This is a genomic window from Shewanella sp. SM29 (assembly GCF_025654245.1).
GTDB classification, from domain to species: Bacteria; Pseudomonadota; Gammaproteobacteria; order Enterobacterales; family Shewanellaceae; genus Shewanella; species Shewanella oncorhynchi.
Window position 1 is genome coordinate 1 of sequence record NZ_JAKKRN010000027.1, and the last position, 24,064, is coordinate 24,064.

Annotated in this window: 20 protein-coding genes; 8 read left to right on the forward strand and 12 right to left on the reverse strand. The window is 46.2% G+C overall.

What is annotated here, in order from left to right; translation table 11 throughout:
- A partial coding sequence (locus L5L77_RS16620; protein ID WP_263223192.1) for a transposase occupies positions 1–226 on the forward strand: 226 nt, incomplete at its 5' end.
- A gap of 108 nt (positions 227–334) precedes the next feature.
- Entirely contained in the window at positions 335–727 is a 393-nt protein-coding gene (locus L5L77_RS16625; protein WP_263181820.1) for a DUF6678 family protein, read from the forward strand.
- Positions 728–924: 197 nt separating this feature from the next.
- On the opposite strand, the gene atcC is transcribed toward L5L77_RS16625, so the two are convergent.
- The 6 genes from atcC to ppk1 all read right to left on the reverse strand — a co-directional run bounded on the left by atcC (position 925) and on the right by ppk1 (position 7,587).
- A complete protein-coding gene (atcC, locus tag L5L77_RS16630; protein ID WP_263181821.1) occupies positions 925–1,821 on the reverse strand; it encodes a cold adaptation protein AtcC in 897 nt (298 codons plus the stop codon).
- 11 nt (positions 1,822–1,832) lie between these two features.
- Positions 1,833–2,591, reverse strand: coding sequence for a cold adaptation protein AtcB (gene atcB / locus L5L77_RS16635; RefSeq protein WP_006086363.1), 759 nt, complete (start codon positions 2,589–2,591; stop codon positions 1,833–1,835).
- Positions 2,591–3,118 carry a cold adaptation protein AtcA gene (gene atcA / locus L5L77_RS16640; RefSeq protein ID WP_115015148.1) on the reverse strand — a complete coding sequence of 176 codons (528 nt, stop codon included), beginning with the start codon at positions 3,116–3,118 and terminating at the stop codon, positions 2,591–2,593. The genes atcB and atcA overlap by 1 nt, the downstream gene beginning before the upstream one ends.
- 22 nt (positions 3,119–3,140) lie before the next feature.
- Entirely contained in the window at positions 3,141–3,425 is a 285-nt protein-coding gene (locus tag L5L77_RS16645) for a J domain-containing protein (RefSeq protein ID WP_006081330.1), read from the reverse strand.
- A 403-nt stretch (positions 3,426–3,828) separates the two neighbouring features.
- Positions 3,829–5,373: an exopolyphosphatase gene (ppx, locus tag L5L77_RS16650; RefSeq protein WP_173496575.1), complete on the reverse strand. Its 1,545-nt coding sequence runs from the start codon at positions 5,371–5,373 to the stop codon at positions 3,829–3,831.
- Positions 5,374–5,415: 42 nt separating this feature from the next.
- Positions 5,416–7,587: a polyphosphate kinase 1 gene (ppk1, locus tag L5L77_RS16655; protein ID WP_028760273.1), complete on the reverse strand. Its 2,172-nt coding sequence runs from the start codon at positions 7,585–7,587 to the stop codon at positions 5,416–5,418.
- A gap of 375 nt (positions 7,588–7,962) precedes the next feature.
- Here ppk1 and yegD point away from each other — a divergent pair, with 375 nt between their 5' ends.
- The gene (gene yegD / locus L5L77_RS16660; RefSeq protein WP_263185180.1) at positions 7,963–9,429 is read left to right on the forward strand and encodes a molecular chaperone; all 1,467 of its coding nucleotides are present in this window, start codon (positions 7,963–7,965) and stop codon (positions 9,427–9,429) included.
- Positions 9,430–9,474: 45 nt separating this feature from the next.
- Complete coding sequence (locus tag L5L77_RS16665; protein WP_113941505.1) at positions 9,475–9,963, forward strand: CreA family protein; 489 nt, start codon at positions 9,475–9,477, stop codon at positions 9,961–9,963.
- 156 nt (positions 9,964–10,119) lie between these two features.
- Here the strand turns inward: L5L77_RS16665 and L5L77_RS16670 are convergent, their stop codons facing one another.
- The 3 genes from L5L77_RS16670 to pdsR form a co-directional block, all read right to left on the reverse strand.
- Positions 10,120–11,319, reverse strand: a complete 1,200-nt coding sequence (locus tag L5L77_RS16670) for a cystathionine beta-lyase (protein ID WP_263185173.1) — start codon at positions 11,317–11,319, stop codon at positions 10,120–10,122.
- A 229-nt stretch (positions 11,320–11,548) separates the two neighbouring features.
- Entirely contained in the window at positions 11,549–13,708 is a 2,160-nt protein-coding gene (pdsS, locus tag L5L77_RS16675; protein ID WP_028760269.1) for a proteobacterial dedicated sortase system histidine kinase, read from the reverse strand.
- A 93-nt stretch (positions 13,709–13,801) separates the two neighbouring features.
- On the reverse strand, positions 13,802–14,494 hold the full coding sequence (pdsR, locus tag L5L77_RS16680; protein WP_006081337.1) for a proteobacterial dedicated sortase system response regulator: 693 nt from the start codon (positions 14,492–14,494) through the stop codon (positions 13,802–13,804).
- Positions 14,495–14,752: 258 nt separating this feature from the next.
- Between pdsR and pdsO the strand changes: the two genes are divergently transcribed.
- The 3 genes from pdsO to L5L77_RS16695 all read left to right on the forward strand — a co-directional run bounded on the left by pdsO (position 14,753) and on the right by L5L77_RS16695 (position 18,707).
- Positions 14,753–15,583, forward strand: a complete 831-nt coding sequence (gene pdsO, locus L5L77_RS16685; protein ID WP_263223194.1) for a sortase-associated OmpA-like protein PdsO — start codon at positions 14,753–14,755, stop codon at positions 15,581–15,583.
- Positions 15,584–15,670: 87 nt separating this feature from the next.
- The gene (locus L5L77_RS16690; protein WP_263223196.1) at positions 15,671–17,989 is read left to right on the forward strand and encodes a marine proteobacterial sortase target protein; all 2,319 of its coding nucleotides are present in this window, start codon (positions 15,671–15,673) and stop codon (positions 17,987–17,989) included.
- Positions 17,990–17,999: 10 nt separating this feature from the next.
- The gene (locus L5L77_RS16695; RefSeq protein ID WP_263223197.1) at positions 18,000–18,707 is read left to right on the forward strand and encodes a class GN sortase; all 708 of its coding nucleotides are present in this window, start codon (positions 18,000–18,002) and stop codon (positions 18,705–18,707) included.
- A 105-nt stretch (positions 18,708–18,812) separates the two neighbouring features.
- Here L5L77_RS16695 and L5L77_RS16700 read toward each other — a convergent pair whose 3' ends face one another.
- The gene (locus tag L5L77_RS16700) at positions 18,813–19,838 is read right to left on the reverse strand and encodes a GGDEF domain-containing protein (RefSeq protein WP_028760265.1); all 1,026 of its coding nucleotides are present in this window, start codon (positions 19,836–19,838) and stop codon (positions 18,813–18,815) included.
- Between the two features lie 209 nt (positions 19,839–20,047).
- Between L5L77_RS16700 and L5L77_RS16705 the strand changes: the two genes are divergently transcribed.
- Positions 20,048–21,670, forward strand: a complete 1,623-nt coding sequence (locus tag L5L77_RS16705; RefSeq protein ID WP_219252712.1) for a M28 family metallopeptidase — start codon at positions 20,048–20,050, stop codon at positions 21,668–21,670.
- 132 nt (positions 21,671–21,802) lie between these two features.
- On the opposite strand, the gene L5L77_RS16710 is transcribed toward L5L77_RS16705, so the two are convergent.
- Positions 21,803–22,666, reverse strand: a complete 864-nt coding sequence (locus L5L77_RS16710; protein ID WP_028760263.1) for a hypothetical protein — start codon at positions 22,664–22,666, stop codon at positions 21,803–21,805.
- Between the two features lie 379 nt (positions 22,667–23,045).
- Complete coding sequence (locus tag L5L77_RS16715; RefSeq protein ID WP_105252744.1) at positions 23,046–24,053, reverse strand: RimK family alpha-L-glutamate ligase; 1,008 nt, start codon at positions 24,051–24,053, stop codon at positions 23,046–23,048.
- Positions 24,054–24,064: the final 11 nt, after the last annotated feature.

Below are 24,064 nucleotides of genomic sequence, written 5' to 3' on the forward strand. Positions count from 1 at the left end.
GAAATCTGTCATTCCAAGGCGCCGCTATAAGAATACACCCTATAAGAATACACCTCAAGAAAGAGTCGATTGGTGCTTATATCGGTATCGACATTTAGTGGAGAATGCTTTTGGAAGAATTAAGCACTATCGAGCAATATCAACAAGATATGACAAGCTAGCAAGAAATTACGCCAGTATGGTGTCACTGGCGTTTATGTTAATGTGGCTGCCGATGTATTGCTGAACAACATTTGTACAGCAAAGATCAACAGACCCTAGTTTTTATTGGCAATATATATCTATTAAAGCTATATCATTTAGTTTTTCACTTAGTCGCTTGAGACACTAAAAAATGAATTCTGAAGTTTTGAAGTATGTAAACGAGCATCAGCTTTCGTCTGTAATGAATAAAACAAAGTGGTGCGAGCTTGAAAAGGCTTTGAATGAGTCTGAAGACTTTATTCCCTATGTGCGATACAAATTGATTTATGATGAAAACCCTAATGCAGGTTTTACTGCCGTGTGGTGGCACGAGTTACTTGAAATAGCAGAAACCATTGAGTGGTTAGAAGTTGATCCATTCAAAAGAGAATGGCTAGGCAGATTAGTGGCGGATCGAGTGACGGACTTTTCTGATGTTGTAAGCGCACAATTAGCCCAATATTCAATTCCTTATTCGATAGAAAATGGCATGTTTCGAATTTGGGGTTATCTGAGGAGGGATGAATCTCCAGAATTTATCTAACTGAAGAGTTTTATCTCTGTAAGTTACTTATTTTAAAGCTAAAACCACTCAAAACTGAGACGTCAATACTGATTGTTGGGATTGAGCATAGAGACAAAAGACATTAAAAAAGTGCTTTATTTTTCAATAAAGCACTCATTTTAAAGCGACTCAAGCACTCGTTAACCTACTGAGCACAGTACTGATTAAAGGACCGATCAAAGTACTATGTAGAGTGGCCAGCCGAGGAGGCCGACGAGACCTTCTTTATGTTCGAATCTTTCTAAGCGCTCGGGTGAAGCGTCGCTGAGTAAGAGTTCGCGATAGCTTTTCGCAAAGTGCAGGGTACGCAGTAGGGCGGGGACAAAGTTTTTACCGAGATCTTTACTGATGGTTTCAGCGAGTTCTGCGGGTAATTCTGCTAACGCTTTCTGAGTTTCCAATTCAATATGCTCACGGGTAAACCACTCCTCTTTTAAGGTGATTTTGCCGATACGCTTTTTCAAATCTTGTCTGACTTTGGCGCCATCAAACAACAATCGATACAGTACCGCTTCGGCTAATACACTCTCTAGATTGAGAAAATCTAGCGGATCATAGCTCGATTGCGCGTAAAACTGTGCCAATAAGGCCGCAATTGACTGTTGGCGTTGGTGTTCAAGCAGGGCATCTTGATAGGCTTCATAGCCTAACCACTCTTCCGCATCTGGCGGGCTAGACACTTGTTCTAGCAAGAACTTGTCGACATCGCCGTACAGTGACTTGCCGTTGACGAGTTTATGCTTGCTGACAGTGCTGAGCATGCTCCAGCCTTTTTGGAAGCATTTGACTACGCCATCGGCGGTGATCAACAGGCGTATCGCCTGCTGCAGGTTTTGGTTTGATAATTCCATCAAACCAAGGCTGACCACACCAATGACATCGTGCGCTGCTTGTTCGAGCAGGTGCATTTTGTACTTGTTGTAAAACTTATCGGCCAGTTTGAGGCTCATCAAAATGGCTTTGGATTTGATTTGTGACAGCTGTTCACCGCTCAGCGTTTCGTCTGCTTGGCCTTGGATCAATACCTTGCTCAGGTAGGGTCCTTGATCTACATCACGCAGTACCAGTTGCATCAAATAATTCCTTAATCCAAAAAGCTAAACATATCATCGACTTCAGCGTATTCATCCGTCACTTGGTTTTTCTCTTTGGCTTGAATAACCAGCTCGTTGACAAACTTGCTGATGATCATTTCCCAACCTGAGCTTTCGTTTCGTAGCAGACTCTTAATGGCTTTTTCAACATCGGGCGCGAGCTCGTGGATCAAGGCCATTAGGCTGCGTGGGTCGTCTATGCTAAGGCTGTGTGCATCTTCACTGGCGACGCGGCTGTCGTAGCCGATGGTTTCAGTGTCTTCTTCATCATCGTAGAGATCTGTGTAGCCGTCTTCATCTTCATGTTTTTCGCCTAACATCATTTCGATGAAAGGGATCGACAGGTAGAAGAGGCCCGCAGGATCTTCGGCGATACATTCTAAAATCGCAGTTTGCTTTTCTTCGCTATCTTGAATGCGAATTAAATAGGTCAAAAAATCAAAGGTATGCTGAATAAGTTCTTCGGCATTGTTTTTGATTTTTTCTTCCCAGTACAAAGGTTGCTGACAGACGATGTCGCGAATTTGTTCCGGGGTCATGAGTTCAGACATGATCGAAGGGCAAGAGATATCATGGTGACTGTTGATTTGGGTCAGCGTGACGATATCCATGTGTTCGATGACTTCGACTAATTGCTCGTCGCTCATGGTATTTGCAATGATTTCAAAGCGTTTGCTCGCTTGTTTTGGCTCTACGTCCGCCAACTCTTTAATTTCGGCGACGGTAATCTCAATGAGACTAGTGTTCATTAGCGGTCCTCATCATCGTAGTGATCGTAGTAGCCATCTTCCTCTTCGCCTTCATCATCATCGTCGTTATCTGAGGTGCCAACATAATCGTTGTCATCATCTTCATCGTCGTGATGTTTTGCTGCTGGCGTTGCTTTACCTTGAGTTTCAAGTAAATACAGCACGGCGCAGCTTTCAATCAGTAAGGTTTCCGAGTAACCACGCACGGCTAACACTAAAGGTAAATCAGCATTGTTAAAGCCAATCGTGACTTTAAACTCATCCCACTCGGGTTGAGTTGCCGTGTTTATCCAATGTGCCCACTTGAGTTTGGCTTCGGCGGGAAATTTAATTCGACCGTAAAGCGCGACAGGCAGGTACTCAGGCACAGTATCGAGCATCTTAGGATCGGCTTCTAACACCTTTTTGATTTGGCTAGTAAATTGCTCTAGCGCTTTAGGTGTATCGGGATCGTCGTAGGACTCGATATTGTCGTAGGCATTATTTTTTAGCTCATTAATGCGTGAGATATTCAGTTTTTTGACCATTTGACACTACTCTAGAAAACGCTCAAGGATAAAATTGATCCCACAGCTCGCGCATGGCGCTAGCGGGATCGGTCACTATGACGTTATTGAAATCTTTGATAAACGCATTACGTCGCTTAGGATCGGACAACACATCATAAGCATTTTTAACGCGTTCAAGTTGTACGGCGGCTTGCTGCTTTTCCTCTTCCGAGGCGCCTAACAACTTGTCGGGATGATATTTGTTTGACAGCCGTCGATAGGCTTTTTTAATGTCGTCTTCTTTGGCACTGGGTTTTATACCAAGCACACTAAAGTGGTTAATCATACTTGTACCTGCAGGCGATGGGGCTGATATCGCGAGATAAAAAGGGTTTGACTCTGATTATCTTTAAATTCGTGGAATTATGATTAGTCAGCCGTGGATGATAGCAGAAATCCCCACTCAGCGGCAAACGCGCGAGCAGGAATTTGTGCTTTAGTGAAGGGTTAAAAATCCTTTAAACTTTAATCTGTTGTGGCGCATGGATTAAGTCTACCGCTATGCTGTTGAAATCCCATTATCAAGCCAGATTCACTGCTAACTTAACCTTGTTTTTAGGCGAGATAATGGCCCTCGATTAAGGGCAATATTTTAGCGCCGAACAGTGTCGAATCCTCGCTAAACGCATTCACACAGAGCTAACTTATACTCGCCTCGGCCACGTTAGGCAGAGCTAACGCCGTAACCGCTAAGTCAGACTAGACACTAAACGCAGGTTCATTCCAAGGGTGAGCATTTGTTTTTGTTCTCGCTGTAAATCTTTCATAAACAAGCTGATTTTCCGCTTATGGCTTGGTAGTACTAGCATGAGTCCATCGGGGATCACTTTAATATGATCTAAGGTCAGCGTCTTAGCGATACGGCCAAGATTGAGCAAGACAGCGAGCCTAAGCAGGCTGAGTAGGCGATTGAGCGTGAGCTTATGGTTGGGATCGAGTTCAGCGAGCATTAATTCGTTAGGCTTTTTTCTGTGGTTGGTGATAAGTCGTGCTAAATCCAGCTGTAATGCTTCGCTAAATCCTGGTAAGTCACTGTTACTGATAATGTAACCGCCGTGTTTGTGCAGGGATTTTGAATTAATGTGTAATCCGATTTCATGTAAAGTCGCGCTATAGGCGAGCAAGCGCGCATGGGGCCTTAATTGCCATTCGTCGGCGACCTGTTCAAACAAGGCCATAGCAGTGTCGCGTACCTTAGCGGCGTGGGCCATATCGATATGATAAAGCTGGGCAATACTGTCGACGGTGCGGTGGCGAATATCCTGATATTGACCAATCTTTGCCAGTTCATAGAGTACGCCTTCACGCAGTGCGCCTGGGCTAAACTCAAGTTTTTGAATCGGTAAGCGCCTAAAAAAGCTGATCAAAATGGCAAGTCCGGCGGGCACTAAGGGAATGCGTTTATCATCGACGTTGGCAAATTGGATTTGGCTAATATGGCCACATTTGATTAACTTGATTTTGAGCTGTTTGAGTCGTGGCAGCGTGATGGTTTCATCGCCGTGCTCTTCTTGAATTGCTTCGCAGATGGCTTTCACTGTACCTGAACTACCCAAGGTGAGTTCCCAGCCGCCCGCGAAATATTCCTTTGAGAGCGACGCGAACTGCTTATCGGCCGCACTTTGGGCATCGCGAAATGAGGCTGGGGTGATGAGCCCATCAATAAAGAAACGCTCATTAAAACTCACACAACCGCAGCGCAGGCTAGATAACTGAGTTGGGGTATTTTTCTGGCCGATCACCACTTCGGTAGAACCGCCACCGATGTCGATGACTAAATTACTTTTTCCTAGCACTTGGCTTTGGGCAATACCGTTATAAATCAAACGCGCTTCTTCATGGCCCGAAATGACCTCCACCGGATAGGGCATGATGGCGAGCGCAGCCTCGATAAACTGATCGCGGTTTTTGGCGATTCTCAGAGTGTGGGTGGCGACTAATCGCACTTGCGCTTGGTCGAGATTGGAAAATCTTTGGTTAAAATCCCGCAAACAATTGAGGCCACGTTCTATGGCGTCATTGTCGAGAATATTTTGCGCATTGAGCCCAGTGGCGAGCTGAACCTGTTGTTTTTCTTTATGTAAAATCTGCAAACTGCCATCTTGCTCGCGGGCAATGACCAGATGAAAACTGTTCGACCCCATATCGATGGCGACAAAGTGGCGCGATTTAGAGTTTGCGAGTACATTGCTGGGCGTAGCGTGTGACTGTGTGTGCGAATATGTGGTTACCAATCGGATTATCCTTAGGCAATCAAAGCGATATAAAGCCAGTGATTAGCTGGCTTTGGCCCGTAACTCAGGTGTTATGTCAGGCTGAGTTTTCACTTCTCGCTCAGCGTCACCCTCATGGGTGGACATACGTAAGGCATTAAATTCTTGCAGTTGGCGCTTCTCATAATTAATCAGATATTGATAAATGGCAATTTGAGAACGCACTTTTCGTTTGTTACCGCGATTCCGATAAGGATTACTTTGTTCCTTGTTAATGACACGTGCTTTAGTGTTGTCATTGAACTGTAAGGATAAAATATCCATTATCATCTGTTTTAGGCGCAGATCATAAATCGGCACACTCACTTCAACGCGATTATCTATGTTGCGGCTCATCCAGTCGGCGGAGCAGATAAAGAGTTTGTTCTCTCCACCCGCGTGGAACAGCATCACCCGTGAGTGTTCGAGGAATCGGTCGACGATACTATAGACTTCGATGTTGTCGCTGATCCCCGGAATTTGCGGGATAAGCGAACACATGCCGCGAATAAGTAACTTGATTTTGACCCCAGCGGCTGAAGCCTCATAGAGTTTTTGGACCAAGGATTCATCGAGTAAGTTATTTAATTTTAAGGTAATCGCCGCCTTCATATGGCTCTGGGCATTAACGATTTCATTATCAATTAAATGGCTCAGTTTTTGTCTGGCATCGTAGGGCGACACAATTAAATGCTGGAAATTATCGCGGCGATACGGATGTTCAATCAAGTCAAATACTTGCTCTACTTCTCGGGCAATTTCTTGATTGGCGGTGAACAGCGACAAGTCAGTGTAAACCCGCGCCGTGCCTTCGTTAAAGTTGCCTGAGCCGACGTGACAATAGAGTTTGATTTCCCCTTGTTCTTCGCGGCCAATCAAGCACAACTTGGAATGCACTTTTAAACTGGTGATACCGTGGTGAACTTTGACGCCCGCTTCGGCCAAGATGCGGGTCCATTCGATGTTGGATTGCTCATCGAATCTGGCCCTGAGTTCAATGACGGCGGTGACTTGTTTGCCGTTCTTCACTGCATCGATAAGCGATTGCATTACATGGGATTTTTTCGCCACTCGATATAAATTAATTCGAATAAAGCGCACCGCCGGATCGTATGCCGCTTGGCGCACCATTTCGGTAAAGTGGGAAAACTTATGGTACGGATAATTGAGCATGATATCGCCCATCCGAATCGCATCGAAACTGTTGGCACTGCGGCCAAAACCTGCGCTATTGAGCGCCGGTAGTTTTTCGTTTTCGAGGTAGTCGCGGCTCGGGTTGGGGAAGGCGATAAAGTCTTTAAAGCTGTGGTAACGCCCGCCTGGGATCAAACATTCGGTCGAGCTGATGTTCAGGTTTTCTTTGAGCATCACCAACATGTGTTCAGGCATTTCTTTGTCGTACACTAAGCGTACAGGCTCGGCGGTAAGACGTTTTTTCAATCCCTTGGTCATTTTCTCAAGCTGGGTTTGTTCAAGCTCGTCAGTGATATCAAAATCGGCATCGCGGGTTAACTTCATCGAATACACTTCGATAGCATCGTACTCGAAGAAGGGACCAAAGAGTTCATCTACGCAGTGGCGAATAATATTATCTAATAAAATCAGATATTTTTTCGCTTTACTCTTTTCAGCTGGGAGTTCGATAAATCGCGGTACATTTTTAGTCGGCACTTCGACTAAGGCGTATTGGCGGCGCGCCTTAGTGAACAAACAAACACACAAATAGGTGGCGTCGTCGTTGATTTGCTTGATCAGATCGCGATTATTATTGACCATAAGCGGCGCGATATGGCGTTTGAAATGGTCTCTAAAATGCTTTTTCAGCCAGTCGCTGTGGAACTCGCTTAATTGTTTCTCATTGATTAACAAAATATTACGACGTACAAGTTCGCGCATTAAATCCGTGTATATGCCATCGAATCTTTCTTGCAATGCCATCACTTTCGATTGGATCTTGGCCATTAAATGGCGGCTATTACTGCGACCTTCCTGCAGGGATGACAGCAAAATGGAGCGTCTGACCGCAGCCACACGCACCCTAAAAAACTCATCCATGTTATTGGAAAATATCCCTAAAAAGCGGACTCGCTCCACTAAGGGAACATTGTGATCGCAGGCTTCTTGCAATACCCGCTCATTAAAAGACAACCAAGAGAGTTCTTTATCAATCGAAAGTTTATCGGTATTCGGGGACACTGCACAGCTCCTTTAAGCAAGCGTCATGGCGCAATATACAATAGCATTCATCCGCCGTTGTGCAATCAGATTTACTGCCGACAAGTGAAGGAATTTCAATGATAAATATTGCGTACACGCCAAAATCAGTCTGGGATTTATCTGGGATAAAGATACGAGGGAAATATGTCAACTTGATGACGAGTGTGACAGAAATATGACCTTATGATGATCATCTTGGATTGAGCTCAAACTCAGTTCGCGTTACTGCGATTTAAGTCTTGAGAAACTGTGCAAGCGCGGCTTACTGGGGATAAATCCGTCAGTGTTAACTCCTTGGGCATTATCGCAAACTATGTTATCTTGCTCGGCTTTTTTATCGCGGGAGTAAAAGGTATGTTTGTTGGATTTGATTATGGTAGTGCTAACTGCGCCGTAGGGATCATGCTGGATGATGGTGTGCAGTTATTGGCGTTATCAGAGCAATCAGCTTATTTGCCTTCGACCTTATACGCGATGGACAGGGAACTGATCGCCGAGGCGGTTTACCGTGGTCTTCCTATTGAGTTAAAAGCCGATTACGCCAAAAAGCGCGCCGCGCAATTGAGTCGTGCCCGTATGGTGCGCCATGAGTTAGATCTCGATGCCGATGTTCAGGCTGTATTTGTTGGCGAGCAGGCGGTGAGCGCGTATTTAGAAATGCCGGAGGAGGGATTCTATGTCCGTTCGCCAAAATCCTTTTTAGGCGCGACAGGGCTTAGACCCGAACAAGTGGCCCTGTTTGAAGATATTGTTACCTTGATGATGCAGCACATTAAAGTGCGCGCCGAATCTGTGTTAGTTGAAAAAGACCTTGTGAAACAGGGTAGCACTGCGATGATCACCCATGCGATTATTGGTCGTCCGGTGAACTTTCAAGGCATAGGCGGTGAAGAGAGTAACCGTCAGGCCGAAGCCATTTTGACCTTAGCGGCAAAACGTGCGGGTTTTATTGACGTTGATTTTCTGTTCGAGCCGTTAGCGGCGGGGATGGATTATGAAGCGACCTTGACCGACAACAAAACGGTATTGGTCGTCGACGTCGGCGGCGGTACAACGGACTGCTCTGTGGTAAAAATGGGACCCGCCCATAAACAAAAAGCGGATCGCAGTGAAGATTTCCTCGGTCACAGCGGCCAGCGGATCGGCGGTAACGATCTCGATATCGCCCTTGCAATGAATGCCTTTATGCCGCACTTTGGTTTAGGTTCCTTGATGATCAATGGCAAACCTATGCCCAGTAAAACCTTTTGGAATGCGGTTGCAGTGAATGATATTAGCGCCCAGCGAGAATTCAGTACCTTAAGTAGCCGTAAATTGATTGATGAATTGGTTAAAGAAGCCGAGCAGCCACAGTTACTGAAGCGATTGTTAAAGGTGCAACAGCAGCAGTTAAGCTATCAACTGGTTCGCCAAGCCGAGCGTGCGAAAATTGCGCTGTCAGATACCGATAATACTGATGTTAATCTGGATTTTATCGAAGCGGCGCTGCACGCGGGTGTGAGTCGTGAATTGTTTGAAAATGCCATTGAGCCGTCGCTGACGAAAGTGGAAGCCCTGATGCACCAAGCGCTCGCGCAAGCTGCAAAAACTTTGGCTGCAACAAATGTCGCGGTAAACCGCTCAGCAACTGATGATTTATCCGCTGAAGCAGAGTGTAAACCCGATGTGATTTACGTGACGGGGGGGACGGCACGAAGCCCTGCGATTTATGCGAAAATCGCTGGTATTTATCCCGATATTCCGGTCGTGGTCGGCGATCACTTTGGCTCTGTGACAGGCGGATTAACCCGCTGGGCACAAAAGCTATTCGCTACGCATTAATATATAAGCGCTAGCATATAAGCACTAATGTAAAAGGATGTATGAATGAAAACTCTGTTGAAGTGTGCGTTTGCGGCCTCTGTAGGTTTATTGCTTGCGGGTTGTGGTGACGATGTGGGTAAGGTGAGCTTAGGGCTTTTTACCACTAAAGATGTGATTATTGATGCTAAAAACGATCCTAAAATACCTGGGGTGACTTGCCATATCAGTCGTATCGAAGCCAATTTAGATTTTGCTGATCCGTCCGATATGGGGATCAGTTGCCGTCAAACTGGGCCAATTACTGCGGCCGATCTGGCGAAGATAGACATGGGAAAACACGGCGAAGTGATTTTCACCGAATCCCTGAGTATTTTATTTAAGTCATTAAAAGTGCGCCGAATTTATGATGCGCAAAATCAGACTCTGTTGTATTTGTCCTATTCGACGAAAGAGACCAATGGTAGCCATAAACATGCGCTCTCAACAGTGCCGCTTTATGGCTCTGCGGCTTGGGTCGATCCTGCATTAAGTATTGGAACGAAAGCGCATTAATCGCTGTAGAGTTTATGGTTTAGCGGTTTATTTGCTATAAGCATAATGATATTGCAATAAAAATTCGTATTTGTGTCAGTATCGATAAGAGAAGGGGCGGAATATTTATTCAGCCCCTTTTTTATATTCTGCTAGCACTTAGTACATTAAATATCGTTACTTAGCTTTGGCCGCCAATACTGCGTTAAAGCGTTCAAACCCAGCACTGAGATCGGCGATTAAATCAGCGGGATCTTCTAAACCAATATGTAAACGGATCAAAGGTTTGCTCGCATCCCATTGAGTTGCTGAGCGGATTTTTTCAATACCGAAAATGCCGAGGATTAAACTCTCGTAGCCGCCCCAAGAAAAGCCCATCTTAAAGTGACTCATATTTTCAACCAGTGCGGTGACCGCATCGCCATCGCCCTGTTTTAAGATAAAGGAGAACAAGCCGTTGGAGGCACTAAAGTCGCGTTTAAAGAATTCGTGCCCAGGGCATGTATCAAACGCGGGATGACGTAGATGATCGACTTCTGGCCGGGTTTTCAACCAGTTGGCCACTTGCAGGGCATTTTTTTCATGTTGCGCCATACGCACGCCTAAGGTACGTAGGCCGCGGGCAGCAAGGTACACATCGTCTGGCGATGTGGTTTGTCCCATCAAATAACTGTGTTCACGTAATTGTGGCCAGTATTTCTCGTTGGCCGTGGCCGTGCCTATCATCACATCTGAGTGGCCGACGATATATTTGGTCGCCGCTTGAATTGAGATATCTACACCCATTTCAAAGGGTTTGCTATTGATGGGCGAGGCCCAAGTATTGTCCAGCATAGTGATCAGCCCATGTTCGTGGGCGATGCGGCACAAGGTCGGTACATCTTGCACTTCCATGGTGATTGAGCCCGGAGACTCTAAAAACAGTACCTTAGTATTGGGGCGAATGAGGTCGCGAATGCCTGCGCCAATCAGCGGATCGTAGTAAGTGGTTTCGATACCAAAACCGCCGAGAATATGGGTGCACAGATCCCGCGTTGGCTCATACACGCTATCAACCATTAACAGGTGATCGCCCGTTTTTAAAAATGACAGTAGCGCCGCACTGATCGCCGCAGCGCCAGAAGAATACAGCGCCGTACCGACGCCGCCTTCTAGTTCGGCAATCGCGGCCTGAAAGGCAAAATGGGTTGGGGTGCCACGGCGGCCATAAAACATCTCGCCATTGGTTTTATTTTTTGCGGCGTGGCGCATTTCATCCATGGTTTCGAAGACGATAGTCGAAGCGCGAAAGACGGGCGGATTGATCACGCCTTTGGTCCATTTTTTGTCTCGACCTAAGCTGACGATTTGAGTAGCTTGATGATGTTTATCTGTCATTGGATCATTACCTTGGCATTTAGGTTGAACGAAGAGGTTGAACAATTTGGGAGAATAATTGGCGTTTCTTATCGATTGTTATGGCGGTCATCTTAGCATCTGCACGCATAAATGACAGGAGGCGCGTGATGAGTTTGGCTCATGTTATTGGCCTCCTGTATTTTAGCTGTTGAGATTATGACGCAGGGCTTAAAAGCTGTAACACGCTTAACTTAAAGGCCGTATGTTCTTAATTTAAAGGTAAGGTAACAAGGATATCCACACCATTATGTTCGCTGCGATTACGGGCAAGGATTTGTCCTTGGTGGAACTCGGCGACCAATCGCGCGATATACAGACCTAAGCCTAGGTGGGGTTTATCTTGGGCTTGATTTATCCGTACCGACACCATGGAATCGAAAATCTGCTCCGACATATCAATGGGCAGTTCAGGCCCTAAGTTACTGATAAGCAGAGTCGCTTGCTTACCCACTTGTGTGAGCGTGACTTCGATAGCACTGTCTTTATGGCAAAACTCAATGGCGTTGGCGATAAGTTTGTCCATTAACTGGGCGATATATTCTGGCACACCTTGCATCATCAGTGGTTGTTCGGGCACTTTCACACTAAAGCCTTGTTCTGGATAGGTCATTTGATAACCTTGCATACAACCGCTGACCACTTGAGAGAGTGGGAACTTAGTGATATCGGCCTGCGTTAAACTCTGTTCTAAGCGTGTTGCCTCGCTCATGTTATTTAAAATCATGCTTAAGCGGCTGACACCTTCTTGGGCGCGGTCGACATATTTTTGCGTGTCTTTATCTAAGGTCTGCAGGTTTAAATGCTCAAGGGATGAACGCACCACAGCCACGGGCGTACGTAATTCATGGGACAGGCGCGATGACATGTTCTCCAGATAATGGGTATATTGGCCGAGACGGCCGACTATGCTCGAGAAGCTACGGGACAGATCGCCAATTTCATCCCGAGCCTTCGACGGTTTGAGGTGATTACGGACACGGCCTTGGCTATCGATGGCGTTTTCGGCTTCATCGCGCAATTTACGGATGCGGTTAGAAATACTCGAGGCGAAGAAGAACAGCGCCAAGGTGCCCATACTCATTATGGTCAAAATCACGTTAAAGAGTTTTTCCAGCGCTCGGTTACGTAGAGTTCGAATTCCGTGGGTGGTTTCTTCGGCGACGACGGCACCCATCACATTGTTATCAATCCAAATGGGGCTCGCGGCGGCGAGTACCACAGCTTTGTTGTCTGGGGTTAACCGCCAAGTCGAACTTTGCTGACCCGCGAGGGCTTTTTGGATATGACTGCCGTCAAGCTCGGTGGAATCTTGTAAGGAATCAATAAAGTCTTTGGGCGGTTTAGTGAGAATTTTATAGTACAGCGGATGCAGATAATCACGCTTGAAGGTATCCCACAGCGCGGTGCTCTTTTCATCTTCTAAGGTGCGGGTCCATACACTGTCATTAGCGCGAATGTCACCGGATTTTGCCAGTACGCGGCCGTGTTTATCAACCACCCAAATACGTGAGCTATAGTGGCTCATGCCTTTGATAATACTTTCTATTTCCGGTGATGGTACCAGCACAGTGCCGAGATTGTCGACCGTATCTAAAGCCGAGGTGCCGACAACTGCAGCCACATCACGGTATTTGCTGTCGTTGACATCGGCAATGGCAAATCCGAGTTTGCTGCCGACCATGTCTAAGGGAATACGCAGCTCGACATTGTAGCCCACATCGGTCGTCGCCCATTGTCCTTGGATACGCACCTCAGGTGTGACGGGCACAGTTTGCTTAGGATTAGCGGGTAATTCGAAGGCGCTGATCCAGCCGGGTTGAGTCGTGGCAACGATATAGCGTTTGAATTTATTGTCGGGCGCGAGTGTCGCAATCGAGAGATGATCGTTTCTATCAACACTTAGAGCATTTTTACCCCGCAGTACCACTGTTGGATCAATGACTTGAAAAAAAGCATACAGATAACCATCGTATTGGCCGACCATGTGGGTAAAGCTTAAGGTCAGGGGAGCGTTCGGATCGGCACGCATAATTTGGTGCGCCTCACCGTATTGGATAAATCTGTGCTGATATTCCTGCCATTCGTTGAGTTTGCCGTCGAGTAGAATCGCCCCCGCCAGTGGATAGGCGTATAGATCGCGGCTTTTTTCCACTTGTTTTAAAAAACTCGCTTGCCCATCGAACAATTTCGGCCGCTCGTGCAGCGCGGTGGCCAGTGCTTGAGTGGTGCCTTCTAAGGTGCGTTCTTGGCCGTGGCGAAGATACTTTTCCATTTCCCACACATATTGGTACCCCAACCAAGGTAGGCAGAGCAAGAACAGGCTAAGGCCGATGACTTTAGTGCGTAGACCAAAGGGGAAACGTGTCATAAGTTAGGGATCAGCATTAATGGGTTTAAAAGTTCATTCATCCAAGGTTATCTGGTTCAACGCCGTGCGCTTAAAGGTTGGTTAAGCCATAGATCAGGCTAAGCTGTCCCAGCGATAACCCATACCATAGACAGTATCAATACAATCAAACTCTGGCGCGGTAGCGATAAACTTTTTGCGAATGCGTTTCACATGGGAGGTGATAGTGCTGTCATCGACAAAGATTTTAGCCTCTTGCATTAATTCATGGCGACTGCGTACATGGCCTGGATGTTTGGCTAACGCATGCACCATCCAAAATTCGGTCACGGTAAGCTCGATTGGTAACTGGTTCCAATAGACTTGCATGCGGTTGGCATCAATGGTCAGTGGGCCACGTTCGAGCAAGTTTTCCTGCGCCGTTTGGCTGGCCGCAAGTTCAGATCGTCGAAACAATGCGGCTAAGCGTGCGGTTAAATGGGGAAAACTCACTTCTTTACTCAAGTAATCATCGGCGCCTAAACGCAGGCCACACACAGTATCAAAGTCACTGTCACGGGCGGTTAAAAAGATGATCGGCAGCGTGCTCGACATGGCGCGCAATGACTGACATAGCATAAAGCCGCCGTCAATTTCATTACCTAAGCCGATGTCGATAATGGCTAAATCTGGTAAACGGGTATTAAAGGCTAGCATGGCCGATGGTCTGTCGGCGTAGGTTTGCACGCTGTAACCGTGTTGTTGCAGCACGTCCTTGTAATTTTCGCGAATGGCCGCTTCATCTTCCACTATGGCTATACGCTTCATAGAGCCGTATTCCTATTGACTTGGGGGAGTAAGTTTTCGTGACTATACAGGATTTTACCCGAGAAAAAAGGCCACAAATGCAATTGCCATTTTGTTGCCACAATTGATAGTTGTATTGCCATTTTCCATCCCTGCTCATGCCATTCCACTTGTGTTTAATAGCCCCATTCAGTTTTGTACCCGTTTGACCTGATGTGGTGTTGAGTGGATTGCTTCAGGTACGAGTCCAAGCTCAGCTAATAATCAAAAAGGAATGAGATGATGAAAAAGACACTAATTAATCTATTGGTTTTGAGTTTATTAAGCGCACCTGTAGCCAGTGTGTCGGCGCGGGTTTCACTGCAAAATAAAGTGATAGGACAAGACCTCACCCTAGAAAATGATGCCTATGCAAGCGGTATAGCGATGGATGACGAATACGCAAGCGAGGACGAACAACCGGAAGCCCTCATTGGCCTCGGTGGTGGAGCCTTAGTAGGGGCGTTAGTCGGTGGTCCAGTGGGGGCCATTATTGGTGCGTTCACAGGCACCTTAATTGGCAAATCGGTCAGCGATACAGACACACTGCACGTTCAGCAAAGACAGATCCATTTGCAAGAGTCCCAGTTATCCGAGTGGAGTGTAAAACAGCAAGCCGCCGAAAAACGGGCGAGCGAATATACCAAGGCGCAGCAAGAGCTGGATGAGTTGCTGTCAGCGCAACGTCAATTGCTCAGTGAACTCGCCTTGGGGCTTAGCGTACAGTTTCGTACCGGTTCCTCTGAGGTTGAATCGCATTTTTTGCCCCAATTAGATGATGTGGCTGAGGTGATGAATTTGTCACCAGAACTCAATCTTGAGCTGAAGGGTTATGCCGACCGCCGTGGTGATGAGAGTTACAACCAAGCCCTTTCTGAGCAGCGTCTACTGGAGGTGCGTGGCTACCTGATTAAGCAAGGCGTCACTGCCGAGCGTATGACCACTCAAGCCTTTGGCGCTTTATCGCCTTTGCAAGCCGACCAAGACAGAGAATCGGATGTGTTCGACCGCCGCGTGACATTAACACTACAGCCTCATTTGGCCTTGACGGCCAGGCACGCTGCTGACTAGCGGTCAATTTAAGTAGTCCATTTTACGTCGTTCATATTAACGACAACCAACATCAGTTCATATTTGTTAATAAAGGAAGCCTTTGTGATGATCACAGGGAAAAGGGTAAAAGAAGTGAGTGAAGCGGTAGCGGTATTGCTGATCAGTGCCGCCGTGTGTTGGGGTTTGCCCTTTGTGGCATTGGCTTCGCCGAATAGTACCGGCACATTATCTGCGCCACAGAATATGGCTTCGGCATTGGTCGGGCAAAATAGTGCTCACAGAACGGCAGAGTCACACATCATTAATTACGATGATATTACGCAGGGGCTGTTGCTTTATCGCCAGCCGAGCGGTGCATGGGTGCCATCTTTGCCGCTCGATACACAAGTGTCGATGCAAGTCTCTGGCTTAAGTAATCGCGTGAGCGTGAAACAGGTTTTTCGCAACAACACTGAATTTGTGTTGAATGGGCAATATTTGTTCCCGCTGCCCAATGAGGCTGCGGTGGATTCGTTGCGATTACATATAGGCCAGAGAGTGATCGAAGGGCAAATTCATCCTAAGGCCGATGCCAAGCAGATTTTTGAGCAAGCGAAAGCTGAAGGCAAACGTGCCAGCTTAGTGAGCCAAGAGCGGCCTAATATGTTTACGACCGAAGTCGCAAACCTAGCACCTCAAGAGGAGCTGATTGTAGAAATCAGCTATCAGGAGACCATTAAATATGAAGATGGTTTGTTTAGTTTACGTTTTCCGCTGGTGGTCGCGCCCCGTTATATTCCGGGATTAACATCGGATTCAAGTGCTAGCGACTCACATGATCCTATGGCATTGGTTCGCCAATCAAGCCGAGTGACAAGTTCGCAGGTGTTTGATGCTGACCGGATTGTGGCACCAGTGCGGGACGGCGCCAGTGGATGCGATCCTGTGCTGAAGGCAGACATTCAAGTTTTACTCTCAAAGGGGGTTGATAAAGCGTCCATTGAGAGTCCTTACCATGACATCAAACTCAAGCAAGACAACAGCGGCGCGGTCGATGTATCGCTGGCGCAACGTGTGCCCGCTAATCGGGATTTTGTGCTGCAATGGCGAGTACAGCAGGGCACTAGCCCAATGGCTTGGGTGTTTAATCAGCAAGGTAAAACCCATAAGCTCGATGGCGAAAATCTGTCTCAGGATACACTTGAGACAAGTAAAACCAGCGGCGTAAATGATGATAATTACAGTCTCGTCATGGTGTTGCCTCCTAAGGTTGAAAATAGTACTCAGCCGAGTTTGCCCCGTGAATTAATTTTAGTGATTGATACTTCGGGCTCTATGGCGGGGGATTCTATCGTTCAAGCTAAAAATGCACTGTTATACGCGTTAAAAGGACTGAAGCCGGAGGACAGTTTTAACATTATCGAATTTAACTCCAGTTTGTCTCAGTTCTCAGCAGTGCCATTACCGGCGACCTCGTCGAATTTGTCACGGGCCCGTCAATTTGTGAGCCGTTTACAGGCCGATGGTGGCACTGAAATGGCGTTAGCACTGGACGCTGCCTTGCCAAAATCCTTGGGCAGTGTATCGCTTGATGCAACGCAGCCTTTGCGCCAAGTGATCTTTATGACCGACGGCTCTGTGGGCAATGAACAAGCGTTATTTGATTTGATCCGCTATCAAATTGGCGAGAGTCGCCTATTTACTGTCGGCATAGGTTCGGCGCCTAATTCTCACTTTATGCAAAGGGCGGCTGAACTCGGTCGTGGCACTTTTACCTATATTGGCAAAGTGGATGAAGTCGATGAGAAGATCAGCGCCTTACTGAGCAAAATTCAATATCCGGTGTTAACCGATATTCAAGTGCGTTTTGATGATGGCAGTGTGCCCGATTACTGGCCATCACCGATTGCTGATCTGTACCGCGGTGAGCCAGTGCTCGTGAGTTTAAAGCGCAGCGCCCGTGAGCCACAGGAGTTAGTGATTTCAGGACGCCAAGGGCATCAAAACTGGCAACAGTCGCTCTCGCTGCAGGACAACTCCGCAGGATTGATGACCCATCAAGGTGCAGGTTTAGACTTACTGTGGGCGCGTAAACAGATTGGTGCATTGGAGTTGAGTAAAAATGGCGCGAATGATGACAAGGTCAAACAGCAAGTGACGGCCTTATCAATGAATTATCACTTAGTCAGCGCCTATACCAGCTTAGTGGCGGTGGACTTAACCCCAATTGATTCAACTGCAATGAGCCGTGATGCCGTGGTTCGTCAGCACTTGCCCTTAGGTTGGCAACCTTTTGGAGCCTTGCCGCAAACCGCGACGTCAAGCCGTTTGGATATGTTATTAGGTGCGCTGACCTTGCTACTCGCCTTGATTCTTACTGGATCGATTGTTCGACAAAGACGGGAAGAGAAGGCGGCCTTGGTGGCACTTACCAGTGAACGATGAGTTAAGCGCGATGAGCAAAAGCAGAACACAGCGATTCTTAGTGGTGGGATTATTTTTAATTGGCGCAACATTGTTAGGAAAGGGACTCTATATGCAAGCTAAAGCACACTTTGCCCAGTATTTGATTGAACAGGCGTGGACTAAAACCTTGGCTGATGGCCAATCCCATAAGCCTTGGTCATGGGCGGATACTTATCCCGTGGCAAAGCTGTCTATTCATCGTGAGCAAGTGGCGGCGAACAACAATATTGAAGCAGAGCTTAATGACAGTTTATACGTTCTTGCGGGGGCTTCTGGGCGCAATTTGGCCTTTGGTCCGAGTCTGGTGTTGTCCAGTGCGCCAGCGGGGCAAAAAGGCAATACTGTGATTGCCGGCCACAGGGACACGCATTTTGCGATACTTAATGGCATGGCGGTGGGGCGTCGATTATCGTTACAAACGCTTAAAGGCAATCACATTATTTATGAAGTGGTGGCGACTCAGGTCGTACATGAAACAGAAACTCAATTTATGGCGCCATCCGATGATAATCGCTTAACGTTAATTACGTGTTATCCCTTCGATTCACTTCAAGGTGGTGCTGAACTGCGGTTTGTGGTGCAGGCGATCCCTGTCGAAAATGAGTCGATGGAAACACACGGTATGAATGTATCCGTTTCAATAGGGAGTGGCGTGCAAGGGAATATTGGAACTGTTTCTCGCAGTTTCAAACATTAATCTGAAATCTAATTTAAATCCTTCATATAGCTTTCAAAAAAATGCTCTTTTGTTAATCATCTTAGCCTGAAGCTGAATTATCGGCTTCAGGCTAAGTTATAACCATCAGTTACTGATAGGCAGCACACGATTTCGTCCTAAGCGTTTGGCTTCATAAAGTAATTTGTCTGCCGCTTCAATCAATTGCATACCCGTTTGTTTTTCTTGCCATTGGGCGACGCCAAAGGAAGCACTGATATTATTGATGCGTTCGTCTTTGCGTCTGTCTTTTAAACTGAGTTTTTCGAGTCCACGGCGCATAGCTTCGGCCAGTTGCCTTGCGATACGTAGCTGACTTTTAGGGACAATAATCGCAAATTCTTCACCACCAAAACGATACAGTTTCGTGCCATCGCGGCAGGATTCCTGTAGCCGTTTTGCCACGGCGCGTAACACTTGGTCGCCGAGCTGGTGGCCATAGGTGTCGTTAAACACTTTAAAATGGTCGATATCGGCCAAGATCACACAAGTGCCTAAGGGGGCTTGGGCTATCATTCCTGCAAAATCAGTGTCAAAGGCGCGGCGATTAAAGCAGCCCGTCAGTGCATCGTAGAGAACGTCTTTTTCTGTTTGTTCAAGTTTTTTCTTTAGTGCGTCTATTTCGGTTTGAGCCTTCTGCAGCTGACCGGTAAAGAACTCTGTGCTCGAGCGAATATTGTCCGACTCTTTCACTAAGCTGCGGACCAGATCGAGTACTTGTTCGACGCTAAAGCCTTCGTCTTCGATGCGGTTGAGCTTTTCAAAATTACTTTCGATACGTGACTGGAAGTCATTGGCATCTAGATTGGTATCTTTGAGTGATTGGGAAAGCTCAGTCACCATAGCATCCAGATTTTGGCGCATTTCTCTGACATCGAGTTCAACTGGGTCGGCAACATATTGGCGATACAAGATTTCGCTACTGACAGGAGGGCAAGTATTGTATTGGGCAATAACAGTATCGAGTTGTTGATTTAATTCGGGATTTTGTTCACCAACATAAGTGTACCAAAGCGCATAGTTAACGGGGGTGGTCGGAATTTTATGTTTGAGCATCAGAGGCACTGCTTTTTTGAGGTTCAGTGCAGCGGCTTGTAATAACTCTAGCGACATATTGTTACCTTACTCAATGAAAATACACGGATATTTTAAAATTTCGCTATTTTTTATTCTGTTGCAGTCAGGTTTAGGTCAACGACAAGAATATCGGTCAGATGGAGACATGATTACCGTTTACTCTTGGATGCAGCGACTCCGTTTGCGCTAAGACTTCCATCATAAATTAAAGATGATATGGTAAAGTCTATCCTTAAAACCAAATAATGATAATAACTTGGGAGAAAGTTGTGAAAAATTTAATCATAACCACAAGTCTGTTGGCCACTATTTCATTACCTGTCTTTGCTGAAACGGCATTTGTGAAAAGTCTCGATCTCGTGCAATACCGAACCGATGTGAAAACCTTAGCGAGCGATGCTTTTGGGGGACGCGCGCCCTTGTCTGAAGGTGAAACGTTAACTTTAGACTATTTAGTGACAGCATTTAAAGATATGGGTCTCAAACCCGGATTTGGCGATAGCTATTTACAGGCGGTTCCTTTGGCGCAAATTAGTGCCGATCAAAACATGCAGCTTGATATCGGCGGACTTAAATTTGCCAATGGCAGTGAATTTACCGCGAGAACCCAAAGAATCGCCGAAAAAGTCAGCTTGAATAAAAGTGATGTGGTATTTGTTGGCTATGGTATCAATGCACCCGAATATGGCTGGAATGATTATCAAGGGTTAGATGTAAAAGGCAAAACGGTCATCGTACTCGTGAATGACCCCGGCTTTGCGACCCAAGATCCAACAATATTTAAAGGCAATGCTATGACCTATTATGGTCGCTGGACTTATAAATATGAGGAAGCGGCGCGTCAAGGCGCTGAGGCCGTGTTTATTGTTCACGAAACAGCGCCTGCCGCCTATGGCTGGGGAGTGGTGCAAAATTCCAACACAGGGACTAAGTTTACTCTGGTCGATGCCAATAATAACCAAGGTCAAGTGGGCGTGATGGGCTGGGTTCAGCACGAGGCCGCACAAAAAATCTTTGCCAAAGCGGGATTGGATTTTGATACCTTAAAACGGCAAGCAGCTAAGCCAAACTTTAAGGCTATCCCACTTAAGCTGAGCGCGCAGCTCACCTTAAACAATAAAATTGAACGCGCCGAGTCCCATAACGTCGCGGCCTTACTGCCCGGTAAAACGCGCCCCGACGAAGTGGTGATGATGCATGCCCATTGGGATCACCTTGGCACTGTGATTGAAGACGGTAAGTCAGAGATTTTAAACGGTGCGGTCGATAATGCCAGCGGTGTGGCGGGGGTTTTAGCGTTAGCGCGTTACTTCAAACAGCAAGCTAGCACGGCGCCACTGGATCGCTCGGTGCTCTTCAGTGCCTTTACTGCAGAAGAAACGGGTCTGATTGGTGCACAGCATTTTGCTCAGCATCCCAGTGTGCCAACCAAAAATATCGTCGCCTTTTTAAATATCGATGGCATGAATGTAAATAAAGGCGTGGATTACATTTTGCGCTATGGGGAAGGGGTATCTGAGTTGGAGCAATACTTAGATAAAGCTGCCAAAGCCCAAGACCGTTCGGTAAAAGCGGATCCAAGACCACAGAATGGATTGATGTTTAGATCAGACCATTTTGCGCTGGCCCAGCAAGGTGTACCAGGATTGTTATTTATGAGTCTTGGGGATACAGATCCTGACTATATTGCGCATAAATATCACCAAGGAGCCGATGATTATGATCCAAATTGGACGTTGGAGGGCGTGAGTCAAGACCTAGACTTGATCGCCAGTATGATAACCACCTTAGCGAATGGTTCTGATTGGCCCCATTGGCTTGAATCATCAGACTTTAAAGCCAAACGTGAGCAGGATGGCCGTAAATAGGTTTAATGGGTTGGATCATGAGGGCGTCCAGTAGGCGCCCTTATTTTTTAGCACTAATTTGGGCTAGGGTTCGGGCAACTGTTTGAGCGAGAAGGGGTGTTTAATACAATATGGGAAGAGATTTTTATAGAATTAAAAGGAATAGCTGATAGAAAGCATAGGGCCAATAAAATTGTAATAGATGTTGTAATCGGCGATTTGAGTATCTTTATTCGGCGAATTTTGGGCGATATCAACGTCAACTTTATAGTAGTTATAGGCCACGCTCATACGCCAGTTTGGGGTGATTTGTGCATTAACCCCCACTTTAATATCAACCAGTTCGCCTTTGACATCATTGAGTTTGATGTAAAAATACTGTGCATGGCTGGTGATTTGCCAACCAGGAACAAATTCATACTGACCATATATGCCAATGTCGGGCAGTGGCGCAGTGACATTTTCGTCAACAATGCGCGGAATTGCTTGGCTACCGCAGACATTATTGAGTAATTCCGATGAAGCGCAAACACCAATCACCCCTTCAAAACCTGTCTTGATAAACATAGTATGTAAACCAAGTGATAGACCGACATCATAGTTACTGCCTTGAAATACATCATAGCCATAGCCGAAGCGCAGTACATCAATGTTTAAGGTTGAATTTAGATTACCGCCTGCTTTGATATCGTAAATGGTGTCGTTAATCTCGAGCTGGAAGGGTTTCGTTAAGGCTTGGGTTTCGGCGTTACGATGAAGCTGTTTCCAGTCTAGGTAGATATTGTGCCGTTCGTTAAAGTGATAATTTAACTCGATAAAGGGTAAAAATTCGTTTTCTGCAAGTTGTAGATCGGACTCATAATCTAAGGTGAAATTATTACCCGAAATAGGGTTAGTGACTTCCATATTGGTGTCTGATTGCGAATAAAAGCCGCCTAACTGAATAGTAAAATCATCGGCTTGCACTTGAGTGCTGAGCAGTGACGCTATGATTAGGGGTAATAGGCGGATCGACATGTTAAGGAGTGACTCCTGCATTATTCTTATTATGTTTAGCGATAAGGTCAGAATTTAGTGCCATAAAAAAACAACATTTGGAGTTTAACAGCAAATTTTTTAATGTGAACAAAATGTTTTAAAAAATTCAAAAAATTGTGATTCAAAACAAAAGTAGGGCTGGTTCTCGTGAGGTTGAATGAAATTTGGGCGAGCGATCACATCAATTGTGGATTGAAAGACTCAGGGCAAGTGTTTCCTTCCTGAACGGCTTTAGGATTGTTGCGTTGTTGATGGGGCTAGATACAAATGGATATAGACACAAACATGGAGGAGAATCATCGATATTGAGAATATCTAGCGGTACGATCCCGCTAGATATTGATATGTCCTAGTGCTTCTATTTCGTCTCGATAGAGGACGCAGACGATAGAAGTGACGGGGTAGAAGTCTCAGCCTCTACGCTATCAGCTACGATTTTTGGGCTACTTGGTTCATCTTTATTAAACATGCCTAAACGGATGCGAATAAAATGCAAAATTTGCGCGGCAATATCCACATTCAAACAGGACTCTAAGCCCTCAAACCCTGGAGATGAGTTAGCCTCACAAATTTTGTAATGGCCGTTATCAAACAATAAATCGATACCTGCAACATCAAGATCGAGAATATTGGCTGTTTGGGTGGCAAGCCATTCAATTTCAGGAGTGATCTGAAATGGACGCGCTGAACCACCGGCACTGACATTGGCTTTGAAGCTGTCTTCTTGACCACGTCTTTCATAGCAACCCGCCACACGACCACCAATAGTGAATACGCGTAGATCGCGCCCATGACTGTTAGCGATAAACTCTTGCAGAATGATGTTAGCGTTTTTATTGGTCGCTTCAATCAACTGCATTAAATCGTCAAATTCACGCGCCTTATGGGATAAAAACACACCACTGCCCTGTGAGCCTGAAAGTGTTTTTATCACCACAGGAAAACCGAGATGGCGTTCTACGAGGGCGATATCGACGGGGAATTTAACCAACATGGTTTTAGGCGTAGGCAGATTTTTCTCGGCCAACAATTGTTGGGAGAATAACTTGTCTTTAACGATTTCAATGGCTTTAGATGGATTGAGGCAATATACCCCTAATCTTTCTAAGTGACGAATAATGGCTAAAGCAAAGTAGGTCGTGCCTGAGCCCATTCGCGGAATGATAAAATCGGGCAGCTCGACGGCTTGCCCATTCAATAAAATACTCTTGTTATCTTCTCTGGTGACAGTCAGATCAAATTCATCAGGTGCGTAAACTTCCAACTCTATGTTATCGGCTTTTGCTGCCGCCAGTAGACGCTCAATTTCATACCATTCAGGTTTTAGCTGAGTCGCGGTTTCTTTATATAAAATCCAACCACGCATTTAGTAGCAAA